This window comes from Cryobacterium sp. W22_MBD10_FK3, from assembly GCF_052113745.1.
Taxonomy (GTDB): domain Bacteria; phylum Actinomycetota; class Actinomycetes; order Actinomycetales; family Microbacteriaceae; genus Cryobacterium.
The window spans coordinates 194669-211300 of the sequence record NZ_JBGQOH010000004.1; the positions used below are offsets into that span (position 1 = coordinate 194669).

The following is a 16632-nucleotide window of genomic DNA, read 5'->3' on the forward strand; positions in this document are numbered from 1 at the left end:
GTTCAGGGGTCGTTCGTGCGGGATCTCGACAAGCTCGATCAACGTGGCGGCGCGAACCGCGAGACGGGCTCGATCACGTGACTCACGCGGACACACCCTCAATGCCAAAATCGCTCAGCCGTAACTCGACCCCATTGAGCTCAACCCGGTTCTCCCCGTCGGGGTATGTCAAGCCGTTGTAATTTGACCCGTAGACCAGCAGCGCTTCCGCAGCGAGCCGCTGCGCCGTCGCCAGTTCCTCATCGCTGCCGAACCTGTACGACTTCACCTGCGTGCGCAATTCGACCGCCGCACTGAAACCGAAAGCCGTGAACTTGACCAGGTAATACGTCTCGCCACTCACGGCGTCCCTCACAGGTCCGCTGAGCGACTCGAATGGGATCTGACGATCGCCCCAAGTCAGAATGAACCCGTCACCGGGCATACGCCCCATTTTCGCGGCACGGTACAGCGACACATCCCGCTCGTGGTCAACCACGATAGTCTGCATCACACCCAGGTACGGACTAAACCACGGCTCGACTCGAAACATAACTCCCCCACAGCTCGTGCCGACAACCGGCAGGTTCAATTCGAAGAACGCTACATGCCACGGCCCAATCTAGCGCGCCTGTCGAACCCGGTGACCCTACGTTTAGAGGTCGTCTAGCGGGATCTCGACAAGCTCGATCAACGTGGGGGCGGGATCAAGCGGGGCTCGAGCAACGTGCGGGGCGTCAACGGGGAATGGCCCCTGCCGGAGCAGGGGGCCATCCAAAATCAACCTCGGTTAGTTGTATGTACCGGGGGTGAAGTCGTCCGACGAGAAGCTGTCGCTCAGGGTTGGCTTGATCTCAGGGCGCGCAGGGTGGCGTTCGCCTCCGCCTTGCCGACTTACTCCTCCACGAGCTCCTTGATCGACCGTCGCCGGGCGGCGGCGTCGTGCAGCTCAATGGAGAACCATTTGCCGGCCAGGCGAAACCGCCAGCGGGGCAGGACCACCTCGCCCGTGGTGATGCTCCGGTTCACGGAGCCACGCCATAGTCCGCCCGCAGCCACTCGAGCGGAAGGTCGAGAGTGTAGTCATCGAGGACGTATTCCTCCGGCACACCAAGCTCCTGGGCCTGCTCCACAAGTGTCAGTCGCTCGAGACCTTGGGACTCCCACACGGAGAACTCGATCCAAGCGTTGCCGTCAGGGTTGACGCCGGTCGCGGCGGTCAGTATTGCCTCGATCTGGGCAGCGGTGACCTGCTCCCCAACCATGGTCACATACAGGTGCAAGTACTTGGCCAGCCCGTCGGCTGCAGGAATGACCTTAACGCTTGCGATCTCGGTGGAACTTGATTTCACTGCATCAACTACCAGCATGTTTGCCTGGTCCTCGCTCGTTTGGCCGGAGCTTGAGCTTCCGTCCGAATCGGTGCCGCCCCCCTCGCCTGCTCCCCCGGGCAGTAGGGAGCATCCTGCAACGAGCATCAGAATCGCCCCTACGGGCAGGACCGCGCGAGCGGATAGCGCTGCGCTCGCCAATATTTTGGTTTTCATGCGTGGAGTCCCCCCGGATTCGCGGTCATCGCCAAGTGGCAGCTAAGGCTCTTGGACAGTGAGGTTGCGCGTGGACGAGGGCAGGTGAGGGTCGTGTTTGCGTCGAGCGTCGTCGTGCAGCTCAATGGAGAACCGTTCGCAGGCCAGGCGAAAGCGCCAGCGGGGCAGACCAGAATCTGACGTCACGGGGCAGTTCCGTATTTCGACGCCAGCCACTCCAGCGGGATAGCGAGCGTGTAGTCGCTGTGGACGTAAAATTCGGGCACGCCTAGCTCTTGAGCCTGCTCCACTATTGATAGCCGCTCACGGCCATCTGACCGCCGCACGCTGAAATTGATCCTCTGGTTTTCCTCAGGGATGACGCTAGTCGCAGCCGCCAGCATGGCGTCGATCTGGGCGGCGGTGACCTGTTCCCCGGTCATTGTCACAGAGACGTTCAAGAACTTGGCCAGCCCGTCAATCGCAGGAACAACCCTCACCTGTGAGATCTCATCGGAACTTGACTTCACTGCATCAACCACAGGAATGTTCGCCTCGTCCTCGCTCGTCTGGTCGGAGCTTGAGCTCCCGGCCGAATCGGTGTTCGCCCCCTCGCCGGCTCCGCCGGGAAGAATGGAGCATCCCGCCACGAGCAGAAGAACCACGCCTGCGGGCAGGAGCGCGCGAGCCGCCCGCCACCCCGTGAATCCCGCTGAAAGGTACCTAGTCAGGGCTGCGCGAGCCCATCTTTTTCTGTTCATGCGTGAAGTCCCCCGGTCAGATGCTAAACGTAGTGCACCCTCGGGGTGTACGCACGCACCCATGCACCGCGACCGCTTTCACCCCAATCGGGGAGACGGGAATCACCGACAAGCTCGATCAACGGTGGGGAGGCTCGATAGACGGCGGGGAACCAGGATCAGTGGGAGGGCGCATCCGCCCGTTAACGGGGAATGACCCCCTGCCGGAGCAGGGGGCCATCCAGGAATCACACTCGGTTAGTTGTACGTACCGGGGGTGAAGTCGTCCGACGAGAAGCTGTCGAAGTCGACGAAGCTCAGGTCACCCTCGGTGAACGCTGCATCATCAGTGAAGATGCGGTTCGGGTAACGCTCAGCCTTGGCTTCATCCGTTGCCTCGACGTTGACGTCGCGGTAGCGGGGAAGACCGGTGCCGGCCGGGATCAACTTACCGATGATCACGTTCTCCTTCAGGCCCATCAGCGGGTCGCTCTTGCCTTCCATGGCCGCCTGGGTCAGAACCCGGGTGGTCTCCTGGAAGGAAGCGGCCGACAGCCACGACTCGGTTGCCAGCGAAGCCTTGGTGATACCCATGACTTCCTGACGAGCCGAAGCCGTCTTCTTGCCCTCGGTGAGCGCGGTGCGGTTGAGTTCGTTGTACTTCAACCGGTCAACGAGCTCGCCCGGCAGCAGGCCGGTGTCGCCGTGCTCCACAACAGTCACCTTGCGAAGCATCTGACGAACGATGACCTCGATGTGCTTGTCGTGAATCGGCACGCCCTGCGAACGGTATACATCCTGCACGCCACCGACGAGGTGCTTCTGCACCGCGCGGACACCCTTGACTCGAAGAACTTCCTTCGGGTCGACGGCGCCGATGATGATCTGCGTGCCGAGCTCCACGTGCTGGCCATCCTCAACGAGAAGGGTCGCACGCTTGAGCACCGGGTAGGCGATTGCTTCGTCACCGTTGTCGGGGGTCAGGATCACCTTGCGGCTACGATCCGTGTCCTCGATGGTGATGCGGCCGGCAACGTCGACGATCGGCGATGCGCCCTTGGGGGTACGCGCCTCGAAGAGCTCCTGCACCCGGGGCAGACCCTGGGTGATGTCGTCTGCGGATGCGGAACCACCGGTGTGGAAGGTACGCATGGTCAGCTGCGTGCCGGGCTCACCGATCGACTGTGCGGCGATGATGCCGACGGCCTCTCCGATGTCCACGAGCAGGCCGGTAGCGAGCGAACGGCCGTAGCAGACCGCACACACACCGACAGCAGACTCGCAGGTCAGCACCGAGCGCACCTTGATGTTCTCGACGCCGGCGGCAACCAGCTTCTCGATCATCACGTCACCGACGTCGTCTCCGGCGTCAGCAACGACCTCGCCCTTGGCGTTGACCGCGGGGGCGGCCAGGCTGCGAGCGTAAACCGCGTTCTCCACGTTGGGGTGGCGAGCCAGTACACCGGCAGCGTCCTTCGTGGCGATCGGCAGTTCCAGACCCTTGGTCGTGCCGCAGTCGTCTTCGCGGATGATGACATCCTGCGAGACGTCGACGAGACGACGGGTGAGGTAACCGGAGTCTGCAGTTCGCAGAGCGGTGTCGGCCAGACCCTTACGAGCACCGTGAGTAGCAATGAAGTACTCGGCGACGGACAGGCCTTCGCGGTAACTCGAGATAATCGGGCGAGGGATGATCTCACCCTTCGGGTTGTTAACCAGACCACGCATACCGGCGATGTTTCGCACCTGCAGCCAGTTACCACGAGCACCAGAGGTGACCATCCGGTTGATCGTGTTGTCAGCCGGGAAGTTCGCCTGCATGGCCGCGGCGACGTCTTCGGTCGCCTTGGTCCAGATCTGGATGAGCTCCTGGCGACGCTCGAGGTCGGTCGTGAGACCCTTCTCGAACTGCGTCTGAACCTTCGCGGCCATCTTCTCGTACGTACCGACGATCTCCTTCTTGTTCGGAGGCGTCAGGATGTCGCTGAGCGCGACGGTCACACCGGAACGGGTGGCCCAGTAGAAGCCGGCGTCCTTGATGCGGTCGAGCGTTGCCGCTACTTCCACCTTCGGGTACCGCTCTGCCAGGTCGTTCACGATGGCCGAGAGGGTGCCCTTGTCGGCAACCTTCTCGAAGTACGGGTAGTCGGCCGGCAGCGCCTCGTTGAAGATGGCGCGGCCCAGCGTGGTGTTCACCAGTACGGTTCCCACAGCCTGACCATCGACCAGCTCGACACCGTCGGGCTGGGTGCCCTCGGTGAAGTACAGGTCGGTGATGCGGATGCGCACCTTGGCGTTCAGGTCGAGCGACTTCTGATCGTGGGCCAGGATGGCCTCCGAGACAGAGGTGAACGCGCGGCCTTCGCCGGTGACGCCGTCCTTGAGCGTGGTCAGGTGGTGCAGACCGATGATCATGTCCTGCGTGGGCAGGGTCACCGGGCGACCGTCTGACGGCTTCAGGATGTTGTTCGAGGCGAGCATCAGGATGCGCGCTTCGGCCTGGGCCTCCATCGACAGCGGCAGGTGCACAGCCATCTGGTCACCGTCGAAGTCGGCGTTGAACGCCGCACAGACGAGGGGGTGCAGCTGGATGGCCTTACCCTCCACGAGCTGAGGTTCGAAGGCCTGGATACCGAGGCGGTGCAGCGTGGGTGCACGGTTCAGCAGAACCGGGCGCTCACGGATGATCTCCTCGAGCACGTCCCAAACCTGCGGGCGTGAACGCTCAACCATGCGCTTGGCGGCCTTGATGTTCTGAGCGTGGCTCAGGTCGATCAGGCGCTTGATCACGAACGGCTTGAAGAGCTCCAGAGCCATCTGCTTGGGCAGACCACACTGGTGCAGCTTCAGCTGCGGGCCGACGATGATGACCGAACGACCGGAGTAGTCAACGCGCTTACCGAGCAGGTTCTGACGGAACCGACCCTGCTTACCCTTGAGCATGTCGCTCAGGGACTTGAGGGCGCGGTTACCGGTACCCGTGACGGGACGGCCACGACGACCGTTGTCGAAGAGCGCGTCAACGGCCTCCTGCAGCATCCGCTTCTCGTTATTCACAATGATCTCGGGGGCACCGAGGTCAAGCAGACGACGCAGACGGTTGTTGCGGTTGATCACACGACGGTAGAGGTCGTTGAGGTCGGAGGTCGCGAAACGGCCACCGTCGAGCTGCACCATCGGGCGCAGTTCCGGCGGGATGACCGGCACGACGTCGAGCACCATCGCGGCCGGCGAGTTGCCGGTCATGATGAAGGCGTTGACGACGCGCAGACGCTTGATGGCGCGGATCTTCTTCTGACCCTTGCCCTCGGCGATCTGCAGGTGCAGGTTTTCGCTCTCGGTAACCAGGTCGAAGGCCTCAAGGCGCTTCTTGATGGCCTCGGCGCCCATGTAGGCCTCGAAGTACATGCCGAAGCGGTCCTGGAGCTCGTGGAAGACGGAGTCTTCCGGCTTCAGGTCGCCGACCTTGAGGGTGCGGAAGTCTTCCCACACACGCTCGAGGTGAGCGATCTGCTCGTCCAGGGACTTGCGAACCTGGCTCATCTCCTTCTCGGCGGCGTCCTTGGTGCGCTTCTTCTGGTCGCTCTTGGCGCCTTCGGCCTCCAGTGCTGCGAGGTCGGTTTCGAGGCGCTGCAGGCGGTCGGCGATGCGGGAGTCGCGGCTGCCTTCGAGAGTCTTGATCTCGAGGCGCAGTTCGTTCTCCAGCCCAGGCATGTCCTGGTGGCGACCGTCTTCGTCGACCTCGATGACCATGTAGGCAGCGAAGTAGATGACCTTTTCGAGGTCCTTCGGAGCCATGTCCAGCAGGTAACCGAGACGCGAGGGCACACCCTTGAAGTACCAGATGTGAGTGACGGGGGCGGCGAGCTCGATGTGGCCCATGCGCTCACGGCGCACCGACGACTTCGTGACCTCTACGCCACAGCGCTCACAAACGATGCCTTTGAAGCGCACTCGCTTGTACTTGCCGCACGAGCACTCCCAGTCGCGGGACGGTCCGAAGATCTGCTCTCCGAAGAGGCCATCCTTTTCGGGCTTGAGCGTGCGGTAGTTGATGGTTTCGGGCTTCTTGACCTCACCGTGCGACCAACGACGGATGTCGTCGGCGGTGGCCAGGCCAATGCGAAGCTCGTCAAATGTTGTTACGTCGAGCAATTTCTCTCCTTGGAAAGTTTTCGAGTATTCGTCAGTGGCCAGGCTTAGATGTCGTCAATTGAAGACGACTCAAACCGGGTGGAAATGTTGATGCCCAGTTCCTCCGCTGCGCGGAAGACCTCGTCATCCGTGTCGCGCAGGCTGACTGCGGTTCCGTCGGCCGAGAGCACCTCGACGTTCAGGCACAGCGACTGCATTTCCTTGATCAGAACCTTGAAGCTCTCGGGGATACCGGGTTCCTGAATGTTCTCGCCCTTGACGATGGCTTCGTACACCTTGACGCGGCCGAGGATGTCGTCCGACTTGATGGTCAGGAGTTCCTGCAGGGCGTAAGCGGCTCCATATGCTTCGAGCGCCCACACCTCCATCTCACCGAAACGCTGTCCACCGAACTGCGCCTTACCACCCAGCGGCTGCTGCGTGATCATGGAGTACGGGCCCGTCGAACGTGCGTGGATCTTGTCATCGACGAGGTGGTGCAGCTTCAGGATGTACATGTATCCGACCGCGATGGGCATCGGGTACGGCTCGCCGGAGCGGCCATCGAACAGCTGCGTCTTTCCGGTCGAGTCGATCAGGCGGTCGCCGTCACGAGTCAGAGTCGTCGAGTCGAGCAGACCGGCGATTTCCTCCTCGAGCGCGCCGTCGAACACCGGGGTCGCGACCTTGGTGTTCGGGGCGGCGCTGTGCGCGGCTTCGGGAAGACGGCCGGCCCACTTGGGCTTGCCCTCGACCTGCCAGCCCTGCTTGGCGATCCACCCGAGGTGGGTCTCCAGCACCTGACCGAAGTTCATGCGACCGGGGATGCCCAGCGGGTTGAGGATGATGTCAACCGGGGTTCCGTCGGCGAGGAACGGCATGTCCTCAACCGGCAGGATCTTCGAGATGACACCCTTGTTGCCGTGACGACCGGCGAGCTTGTCACCCTCGGTGATCTTGCGCTTCTGGGCGATGAAGACCACAACACGCTGGTTGACGCCCGAGCCCAGCTCGTCGTCGCCATCCTGCGAGTCGAAGACCTTGACACCGATGATGGTGCCACGCTCACCGTGGGGAACCTTCAGGGAAGTGTCGCGAACTTCGCGGCTCTTCTCGTTGAAGATCGCGCGCAGCAGGCGCTCCTCGGCACTGAGCTCGGTTTCGCCCTTCGGCGTGACCTTGCCCACGAGGATGTCGCCGGGGCGAACCTCGGCGCCGATGCGGATGATGCCACGCTCGTCCAGGTCTGCAAGCAGGTCCGGGGAGACGTTGGGCAGGTCGCGAGTGATCTCTTCCTTGCCCAGCTTGGTGTCGCGCGCGTCAACTTCGTACTCTTCGATGTGAATCGAGGAGAGAACGTCGTCCTTCACCAGGTTCTGGCTCAGGATGATGGCGTCCTCGAAGTTGTGACCCTCCCATGACATGAATGCCACGAGGAGGTTCTTTCCGAGAGCGAGCTCACCCTGGTCGGTCGCGGGACCATCGGCGATGACCTCGCCGGCCTCGATACGGTCGCCGGCGTTGACGATGACGCGGTGGTTGTAGCTGGTTCCCTGGTTGGAGCGGCTGAACTTGCGCAGGTAGTAGTCCTGCGTTCCGCCCTCGTCGAGCTGGATGGTGACGACGTCAGCCGACACCTCCATGACAACACCGGCCTTCTGCGCGGTGAGCACGTCACCGGCGTCGATGGCCGCGAAGCCCTCCATACCGGTTCCGACCAGCGGGCTGTCGCTGAGCAGCAGCGGCACAGCCTGACGCTGCATGTTGGCACCCATGAGTGCGCGGTTAGCATCGTCGTGCTCGAGGAAGGGGATGAGCGAGGTGGCGACGGACACCATCTGGCGCGGCGAGACATCCATGTAGCCGATGTCTTCTGCGGGGAAGAGGTCAACCTCTCCACCCTTCTTACGCGCGAGAACACGGGTCTCGGCGAAGCGGGCGGCCTTGGTCAGCGGGGCGTTGGCCTGCGCGACGATGTACTCGTCTTCCTCACTGGCGGTGAGGTAGTCGATCGTCGTGGAGACGACACCGTCGATGACGCGACGGTACGGGGTCTCGATGAAACCGAAGGCGTTGATCCGCGCGAACGAGGCGAGCGAACCGATCAGGCCGATGTTCGGGCCTTCCGGGGTTTCAATCGGGCACATGCGGCCGTAGTGCGACGGGTGAACGTCTCGCACCTCGACACCGGCGCGGTCACGGGACAGACCACCCGGGCCCAGCGCGGACAGGCGACGCTTGTGCGTCAGGCCGGCGAGCGGGTTGTTCTGGTCCATGAACTGCGACAGCTGGGAGGTACCGAAGAACTCCTTGATCGCGGCGACGACGGGGCGCACGTTGATCAGGGTCTGCGGGGTGATCGCTTCGATGTCCTGCGTGGTCATGCGCTCGCGAACGACGCGCTCCATGCGGGACAGGCCGGTGCGCACCTGGTTCTGGATGAGCTCGCCGACGGCGCGGATACGACGGTTACCGAAGTGGTCGATGTCGTCGATGTCGATACGGATGTCGGTTTCGACACCCTCACGGGTTCCGCGGATCGTGGTCTGGTTGTCGTGCAGCGCAACCAGGTACTTGATCGTGGCCAGGATGTCCTGAAGGGTGAGCACCGAGTCGGTGAGCGGCGCTTCGAGGCCCAGCTTGCGGTTGATCTTGTAACGACCAACCTTGGCCAGGTCGTAGCGCTTGGAGTTGAAGAAGAAGTTGTCCAGCAGCGCACGCGCGGCCTCGGCGGCAACCTGTTCGCCCGGACGCAGCTTGCGGTAGATGTCCTTGAGGGCTTCTTCCTTGGTGAGGATGTTGTCCTTCTCGAGGGTGAGCTCGATGGACGCGAAGCCCTTGAACTCCTCGAGGATCTCTTCGGAGGTGAGTCCGAGGGCCTTGAGGAACACCGTGACGGACTGCTTGCGCTTGCGGTCGATGCGAACGCCGACCTGGTCGCGCTTGTCGATCTCGAATTCGAGCCAGGCGCCACGGCTCGGGATGACGCGGGCGGAGTAGATGTCCTTGTCGGAGGTCTTCTCCTGTTCGCGGTTGAAGTACACACCGGGCGAACGCACCAGCTGCGACACGACGACACGCTCGGTGCCGTTGATCACGAAGGTGCCCTTGGGGGTCATCAGCGGGAAGTCGCCCATGAACACGGTCTGGGTCTTGATCTCACCGGTGAGGTGGTTCATGAACTCAGCGTTCACGTACAGCGGTGCGGAATAGGTCTTGCCCTTTTCCTTGCACTCGTCGATCGTGTACTTCTCCGGCTCGAGCTCCGGGTTGGTGAACGACAGCTGCATCGTTTCGCTGAGGTCTTCGATCGGAGAGATCTCCTCGAAGATCTCGTCGAGGCCGGTGCGGGCGTTCAGGTCGTGGCGACCGGCAGCCTGGGCCTCGGCGAGGCGAGCTTTCCAGATGTCGTTTCCGACGAGCCAGTCAAAGCTCTCGGTCTGCAAAGCCAGCAGATCGGGAACCGTGAGGTTGTCGGTGATCTTTGCGAACGAAAGACGGCCAGCGGCTCGTCCGTTCTTGGGTGAATTGGTGGTTGCGTTGCGCGCAGCAGCCAAGGAAGTAACCTCCGTGGACCCCGTCAGGTCTAATCACTGTTAGTAATTTGGTATGGACTCCGCAGATTCTGGGCGGGAATGTCGATCCTTGAATATGAGGACATCCGGCTCAGAAATGTGCTGCAAGGTGGCTTGAGCACGCAAAGCCGACCGCAATATGAAGGCAGAGTTAAATCTGGGAGCGCAAAGGTCAACTATATGCCGTTTGCGCGCTCGTGTCTACTGGAATATTGACCTTCGCCAAATTCTCAGGTATAACCCGGATTCGACCGGCCGGCTGGAGCGGCGGGGCGTCGTCTCGAGTGGATGTTGAGTTGCTCCATTGTGCCCCATCGGCGCGGGGTGCTTTCGCCATCGGGCGCGTGTCGCTGCCTCCGCGACCCGAAGTCGCGAGAGCGGCCGTGTGGCTGCCTCAGGGACGGGAAGCGACCGTTTGACCGCTCTCGCGAGATGTGTCGAGGTGACCGGGCTGTCAGACTGAGGGAATGAGCAGGGGCGAGCACGAACATCCGACGATCACACTGAAACTGAGCGGACACCAGGCCGTGATCGAGCCCGACCGCTTCACGCCGGGCAGCTACCAGCTGGTGGTGGACGGCACGCCGCAGTCGCACGTGAACATCGATCACCCCGACGAGCTGTTCTTCGAGTACATCCAGCGCATCGGGCACGTCATCGACCTGATCGGCGACCCTGGCGAGGCCATCACCGCCGTGCACCTGGGGGCCGGCGCGCTCACCCTGCCCCGCTACGTGGAGGCGACCCGGCCCGGATCCCGGCAACAGGTGGTGGAGATCGAGAGCGACCTGATCGACTTCGTGCGTGCCGAACTGCCCTGGGACAAGCGCGCCAACCTGCGGGTGCGGCACGGCGACGCCCGCGAGGTGCTCGGCAAGCTGCCCGCCGGCCTGCACGGCTCGGTGGACCTGCTGGTCGTCGACATCTTCTCCGGTGCCCGCACCCCGGCGCACGTGACCAGCCGGGAGTTCTACGAGCTGGCCGCTCCCCTGCTGTCGTCGCGCGGCGTGCTCGCGGTGAATGTGGCGGATGGGCCGGGCCTCGCGTTCGCCCGCGGCCAGGCGGCCACGCTGTCGGCGGTGTTCGGGCACGTTCTCGGCCTGGCCGAGACGCAGGTGCTCAAGGGGCGCCGGTTCGGCAACATAGTCTTCGTTGCCGCGCACACCCCGCTCGACCTGCACTGGGTGCCGCGGCTGCTGGCCGGCGGGCCGCATCCGGCCAAGGTGGTCGAGGGCGCCGAACTGGCGCAGTTCATGTCGGCCGCCTCGGTGTCCACGGATGCCACGGCCACGCCGTCGCCGCTGCCCGGCCGCACGGTGTTCCAGATCGGCAACTGACTTCCCCACGCGGAAGCGCACCCTCAGCAGCCCGCTCCCCGGCTCCCCCGGCTCCCCTCCAGCCAACTGTTCCCGCTGCGGACTTCTGCACCCGGCACACCGGGTGCACATGTCCGCACCGGCAACAGTTACGGCGGGCGGCGACGGCAACACGCCCGGCCTCGGCAGTGCGCATCTGTGCACCTCGCTGGGCAGGGGCCGCTCCGCGACCGGAAAGCTCGCGGCGTCACCCCCGAGCGGGCGTCAGCGTCTCGCCGCCCGGGTTACTCTGGAGGGGAACCCGACCTCCCCGCGGCACCCCTCGGCCGCCCTGTCAAGGACATCATCCTGACCATCATCACTGGCTACGACGCCGTTACCCTTCGGGAAAAAGTCGACCTCCCCGCCGCCGCCGAACGTCTCGACGACCTCGGCAAACTCCGCAGCCTCTCGGCCTTGAATGAGAAGGTCACCCTGCTCCGTCTGCTCGACCGCCTGGACGAGGCCTTCGAGATCGCCAACCAGGCGCTGCGCCAGGCCCGGTTCACCGGCGACCGGCAGGATTTCGTGCTCTGCCGCATCCGTCGTGCCCAGGTGATGCAGTTTCAGGGCAAGCTCGACGAGGCCGCGTCCGAGCTGACCCAGTGTGTGCTCGAATCCGAAACTCACGAGTGGAACCTCACCGCCGCGTTTGCCCGGGAGACCCGCGGCAAGGTGCACTTCGACCAGGACGACCTCGACGGCGCCCTGGCCGATTTCACCGCCGCGGTGTTCCTGCGCGACAAGTCCGGGGCGTCGCCCGACGAGCTGGAGAGTGCCCTGATCGCCGTGGCCGTCGTGGAGTCGTTCATCGGCGAACGCCGCCCGCAGCGCTGACCGGCCGGTCCCCTGCCGCGACCCTTGACCGCCCGTGAGGCGTTCTGCGGGTGAGGCGCCGCTCTGCGGGTGGCGCGCCACGCGCATACCGGCGCGCGGCCCGCATGCCGGACTTCGCCGGCGACGGCCGGCTCGGCGCACCCGGCGGGCAGCACCGCCACGTCGGTTCGCCCTTTTCCAAGACTTTCGTGGCATTCTGCAGGAGATATGCATCACAGACGGGTTTGGGGCGGCGCGGTCGCCGCGGGCATGGTGGCGCTGCTGTGCGCCTGCACGGCGAGCGCTCCAGAGCCCAGTGCCAGCACCAGTACCCCGGCGCGGCCCGCACCGGAGACCACGGCCCCGGCCACCGAGGCTGCACCGGTTCCGGTGCGTCCGGTCGGTGAGCCTGTCGTGATCACCTCAGGCCTCGACGCCCCGTGGTCGATCCTGCGCCTGCCGAACGGTGCCACCCTGATCAGCGAACGCGACACCGCCCTGGTGCGCGAGTTGCTGCCGGATGGCAGCCTGCGGGATGCCGGCACCGTCGCCGACGTCGAACCGATCGGCGAGGGCGGGCTCCTCGGGCTGGCGCACTGGCCGGTCGACGACGCCAACGGTTGGGTCTATGCCTATTTCACCGCCGCATCCGACAACCGCATCGTGCGGATGCCCCTGACCGGCAGCGCAGGCAGCCTCGGCTTCGGAGCGCCGGAGCCCGTGCTCACCGGCATCCCCGCGGCCGGTAACCACAATGGCGGGCGCATCGGCTTCGGGCCAGACGGCCAGCTCTACGCCACCGTGGGCGACGCGGGTGATTCCGGAAACGCCCAGGACCTCGGCTCCCTGGGCGGCAAGATCCTGCGCATGACCCCCACCGGTGCGGTGCCGCCGGACAACCCGTTCGGCAGCCTTGTCTACTCCTATGGACACCGCAACCCGCAGGGCATCGATTGGGACTCGACCGGTCAGCTGTGGGCGAGCGAGTTCGGCCAGAACACCTGGGACGAACTCAACCTGATCACCGCCGGCGGCAACTACGGTTGGCCCGAGGTGGAGGGCGCAGACGGCGGCGCAGGCTTCGTGGACCCCGTGCGGCAGTGGTCCACCGATGAGGCGAGCCCGAGCGGCCTGGCCATCGTGAACGACACAGTGTTCCTGGCGGCGCTGCGCGGCGAGCGGGTGTGGCGCATCGATCCCTCCACAGGCACCGTCGACGGCTGGTTTGTGAACAGCTTCGGCCGGCTGCGCGATGTGGTGTCCGGGCCGGGTGGCACACTGTGGTTCGTGAGCAACAATACGGATGGCCGCGGCACTCCAGCCCCCGGCGACGACCGTCTCTACCAGGTGGAGGTGGGGCCCTGATGGCCGATCTCATGCGAGTGCGCCGCTGGGCCGACGCGCTCATCGCCCTGCATCTCGACCCCAGCTGGTCGTTCGACTTCGACAACGCCAAGAAGCGGGCCGGGTTGTGCAACTTCACCGCCAAGCGCATCACCGTGTCGCGGTACCTGGCCGCCCGGTACGAGGACGACGAGATCCACCAGATCCTGCTGCACGAGGTGGCGCACGCCCTGGCCGGCGCACGGGCCGGGCACGGCCCGGTCTGGCGGAGCGTGGCCCTCGGGCTCGGCTATGACGGCAAGCGCACCCACGATGGCGAGATCGCCGATGACCTCGCGCCCTGGGTCGGCACCTGCGCCGCCGGGCACACCCACTACCGGTACCGGCAGCCCACCCGGCCGCTGGCCTGCGGGCTGTGCGGGCGCGGCTTCAGCACCGCCCACGTGATCACCTGGACCCGGCGCGAGATCACCCCGGCCGCCCGCCGCCGGGCCGCCGCCGCCGCCCGCTGAGCCGCCGCCCGCCGCCCGCCGGCGCATTCACGCAGCATCCGGCGCGCCCTGCTCGGCATAACTGTTGCCGAGGCGGACAAATGACGGGACCGACGGACTAAGTGTTGCCGAAACGGACAAATGGTCCCGGCGCACCGGGACCATTTGTCCGCACGGGGAACAGTTGGGGTTAGTCGATGACCTTGAGGTCCTTCCAGAACGCGACGTAGCCGCTGTAGTCCTGGCCGACCCGGTCGAAGGAGCTCGGGGTGGGAGTCGGGTAGCTGAACGCGCCGTCGGTGACGCTGGACGTGCCGTCGGTCACCGTGAAGTACTGGCATTCGCCCTTCCACGAGCAGGTGTAGGCGGTGTCCGTGGCGGTGAGGAGGCCCGCGGTGATGCTCGACGGCGGGAAGTACCAGTTGCCCTCGATCTTGATCAGGTCTTCCAGCGCGGCCTCGGCCACGATCGTGCCGTTGAGTACTGCCTTCATTTGCGGGCTCCTTAGACGGTGAGACGGGGTGGTGCGGATGGGGCGGGGCCGCGTAGTCAGGCACGCGTGCCGGGTGCAACGCGGGTCGGCGCCGCCGCATTCCCGGCGGCCTCTCGTCGGTTGCACGGAAAGGCCCGCTCAGGCGGGAAAGACGAAGTCAGTGACGACCGTGACGGCGTCGGGCCCGACCCCGGGGTCGGCAGTCGGAGTGGGGACCTGGCCCTGGCCCGTGGTGACGGGGGCTTGGCTCGTCGCAGCCGGGACCCGGCTGGCGGCCGCGAGGGCCTGACCGGTTTCGGAGGCCTTGACGAGATGCTTCACGGCCCCTTTGAGGCCCACGAAGCTCGCGGCCGCGGCGGCGGCCTCCGGCGAGCAGTGGTCGATGCCGAGGGCGGCGAGGGCGTCGATCACGGCGCCGGCCACGAGCTGGTCTTCCGTGGCGAAGCGGATGCTGCCGTCGGCGCGGCTCTCCCCCACCGCGACGACGGCGACGGAGAACCTGTCGCCCTTCGCGGTCTGGCGGGCGAGCGCCCAGTCGGCCACGAGGGTGCTCGTGCCGAGGTCGGCGACGATCACGGTGTGCGAGGCGAGCTGGGTGGGGAAGCCGCGCGCGGCATCCACCGCGGGCAGGGCGTCGGCGAGCACGATGACATCGGCATCGGCGGCGAGGGCCTGGAAACCGGCGAGGCCCCAGTCGAAACGGACCTGGTACTTGATCTGGGGCTGGGCGTCGCTCACCGGTTCAGAGTACCGAACCGGGCCGGCCCGCCGCCGGGAACGCCGTCACCGGAAGACATCCGGGGTATTCCCACTCAGAGCGTGTCGTAGTGGGCGAGCGCGTCGGCATCCGTGGCGTGGGTCATCGCCCGCCGGGCGGCGTCGAGCGCGGTGACCGGGTCGGCCTCGGCCTCGGCGAGAGCCAGCTGGCGTTCGGCCTCGGCCAGACGGGTGCGGGCGTCGGCGCCCACCCGGCCGCGGTTGGCGGTGATGAACTCGCGGGTGATGCCGATCTGGCTGCGCGCGGCCAGCCGGGCGCCCACGTAGGCCTCGCGGGCGTTGTCCCGTCGCAGCTGGCGGTTGCGGGCCTCGGAGCGGGTGACGTCGAGACCGTCGAGGGCCTCGCGCAGCCTGGCGAGGTCGGCGGACGGGTCGCTCACCCGGTCGGGCCGGCGCAGTTCGGCCAGCACGGTGTCGGCGGCGGCGATCACCCGGTTGAGGTCGGCGCTGGCGTCTGACTCCTCGTGCCGGTCGCGCAGGGCCCGTGCCTCGGCGAGTTCGGTCTCGGCCGCGGCGAGGGCCGCGCCCAGGCTGGCGAAGCCCACGTGCAGCTGGTCCTCGCCGGTTTCGATGGCGTCGAGCAGCGCCGTGGCGGTGAACAGCGCATGCTCGGCGGCACTCACCTGCTCTCCGACGGGCTCCGTGGCCCCGGCGGCCAGGCGGGCGTCGGCGGCATCCGCGGCCCGGCGGCCTGCGTCGATGGCGGTGCGGGCGCGTTCGACATTGCCGCTGATCGCGGCGAGGGCCGACGCGGAGTAGCTGGTGGTGAGCCGGTTGAGGGTGGCCGCTCCGCCGGACAGGCGGTCGGTGGCCCGGTCGAGGCGGCGGCGCAGCTGCTCGAGCTGGATCGGGGCGTTCTGCTCCACCACGCGTTTGGTGTCGAAGTCGCGGGTCTGGGCGTCGAGCCTGGCGGTGGCCTCGTCGGCCAGGCGGGTGATCTGCTCGGTCCACTGGCGAATCTGGGCATCGGTGTCCGGCACGCCGTCGTCGAGTTTCTGCTTCAACGCGAATGCCTCCCGCAGCTGCCGCTTGGACACCGTCAGGGCCTCGGCGAAGTCGGCCGTGGCCCGCTCGCCGAACTGGGCGATCGCGAAACCGAGCTCGTCGGAGGCTGCCTCGATGAGGTCATCCGCCCGCACCAGGCTGATCGCCGCGGAACGCGCCCGCTCGGCCACCTCGGCGTTCTGGGCCGCCCGGATGCCGCGGGACTTGCGCCGGGATGCCGTCACCAGCAGCGCGATCACCCCGGCGACCACGGCCAGAACGATGACGGACGGGAGCCACCACAAAGCATCACTCATGCCGCCATCCTATTGAGCGAAGCTGACGAAACTCCCGGTGACGGGCCGGTCCGGCGGCGCTCTCGCTTTCACGCCCGCCGAAAGTGTCGTCCCGACATGAC

Annotated in this window: 14 protein-coding genes; 4 read left to right on the forward strand and 10 right to left on the reverse strand. The window is 65.7% G+C overall.

Annotated elements, in window-relative coordinates; genetic code table 11:
• Positions 1 to 82 precede the first annotated feature (82 nt).
• The 6 genes from ACEN2M_RS06825 to rpoB form a co-directional block, all read right to left on the reverse strand.
• Complete coding sequence (locus tag ACEN2M_RS06825; protein ID WP_441647354.1) at positions 83 to 478, reverse strand: hypothetical protein; 396 nt, start codon at positions 476 to 478, stop codon at positions 83 to 85.
• A gap of 395 nt (positions 479 to 873) precedes the next feature.
• Entirely contained in the window at positions 874 to 1008 is a 135-nt protein-coding gene (locus tag ACEN2M_RS06830; protein WP_441647355.1) for a hypothetical protein, read from the reverse strand.
• Positions 1005 to 1349, reverse strand: coding sequence for a hypothetical protein (locus ACEN2M_RS06835; protein ID WP_441647356.1), 345 nt, complete (start codon positions 1347 to 1349; stop codon positions 1005 to 1007). Before ACEN2M_RS06835 ends, ACEN2M_RS06830 begins: the two co-directional genes overlap by 4 nt.
• 359 nt (positions 1350 to 1708) lie before the next feature.
• On the reverse strand, positions 1709 to 2170 hold the full coding sequence (locus ACEN2M_RS06840; RefSeq protein ID WP_441647357.1) for a hypothetical protein: 462 nt from the start codon (positions 2168 to 2170) through the stop codon (positions 1709 to 1711).
• Between the two features lie 333 nt (positions 2171 to 2503).
• Complete coding sequence (locus ACEN2M_RS06845) at positions 2504 to 6400, reverse strand: DNA-directed RNA polymerase subunit beta' (protein ID WP_441647358.1); 3897 nt, start codon at positions 6398 to 6400, stop codon at positions 2504 to 2506.
• Between the two features lie 44 nt (positions 6401 to 6444).
• Positions 6445 to 9936 carry a DNA-directed RNA polymerase subunit beta gene (rpoB, locus tag ACEN2M_RS06850; protein ID WP_441647359.1) on the reverse strand — a complete coding sequence of 1164 codons (3492 nt, stop codon included), beginning with the start codon at positions 9934 to 9936 and terminating at the stop codon, positions 6445 to 6447.
• Between the two features lie 485 nt (positions 9937 to 10421).
• Between rpoB and ACEN2M_RS06855 the strand changes: the two genes are divergently transcribed.
• Both ACEN2M_RS06855 and ACEN2M_RS06860 read left to right on the forward strand, forming a co-directional pair.
• A complete protein-coding gene (locus tag ACEN2M_RS06855; protein WP_441647360.1) occupies positions 10422 to 11291 on the forward strand; it encodes a spermidine synthase in 870 nt (289 codons plus the stop codon).
• Between the two features lie 177 nt (positions 11292 to 11468).
• The gene (locus tag ACEN2M_RS06860) at positions 11469 to 12146 is read left to right on the forward strand and encodes a hypothetical protein (RefSeq protein WP_441647361.1); all 678 of its coding nucleotides are present in this window, start codon (positions 11469 to 11471) and stop codon (positions 12144 to 12146) included.
• A 212-nt stretch (positions 12147 to 12358) separates the two neighbouring features.
• On the opposite strand, the gene ACEN2M_RS06865 is transcribed toward ACEN2M_RS06860, so the two are convergent.
• Positions 12359 to 12547, reverse strand: coding sequence for a hypothetical protein (locus ACEN2M_RS06865; protein ID WP_441647362.1), 189 nt, complete (start codon positions 12545 to 12547; stop codon positions 12359 to 12361).
• Here ACEN2M_RS06865 and ACEN2M_RS06870 point away from each other — a divergent pair.
• Both ACEN2M_RS06870 and ACEN2M_RS06875 read left to right on the forward strand, forming a co-directional pair.
• A complete protein-coding gene (locus ACEN2M_RS06870; protein WP_441647363.1) occupies positions 12540 to 13490 on the forward strand; it encodes a PQQ-dependent sugar dehydrogenase in 951 nt (316 codons plus the stop codon). The two genes, ACEN2M_RS06865 and ACEN2M_RS06870, sit on opposite strands and share 8 nt — an antisense overlap.
• Complete coding sequence (locus ACEN2M_RS06875; protein WP_441647364.1) at positions 13490 to 13981, forward strand: SprT-like domain-containing protein; 492 nt, start codon at positions 13490 to 13492, stop codon at positions 13979 to 13981. Before ACEN2M_RS06870 ends, ACEN2M_RS06875 begins: the two co-directional genes overlap by 1 nt.
• Positions 13982 to 14150: 169 nt before the next feature.
• Here ACEN2M_RS06875 and ACEN2M_RS06880 read toward each other — a convergent pair whose 3' ends face one another.
• From ACEN2M_RS06880 to ACEN2M_RS06890, 3 genes are all read right to left on the reverse strand, one after another.
• Positions 14151 to 14453, reverse strand: a complete 303-nt coding sequence (locus ACEN2M_RS06880; protein ID WP_441647365.1) for a DUF427 domain-containing protein — start codon at positions 14451 to 14453, stop codon at positions 14151 to 14153.
• Positions 14454 to 14591: 138 nt separating this feature from the next.
• A complete protein-coding gene (locus tag ACEN2M_RS06885) occupies positions 14592 to 15191 on the reverse strand; it encodes a 2-phosphosulfolactate phosphatase (protein ID WP_441647366.1) in 600 nt (199 codons plus the stop codon).
• Between the two features lie 74 nt (positions 15192 to 15265).
• Positions 15266 to 16531, reverse strand: a complete 1266-nt coding sequence (locus tag ACEN2M_RS06890) for a hypothetical protein (RefSeq protein WP_441647367.1) — start codon at positions 16529 to 16531, stop codon at positions 15266 to 15268.
• Between the last annotated feature and the right edge of the window lie 101 nt (positions 16532 to 16632).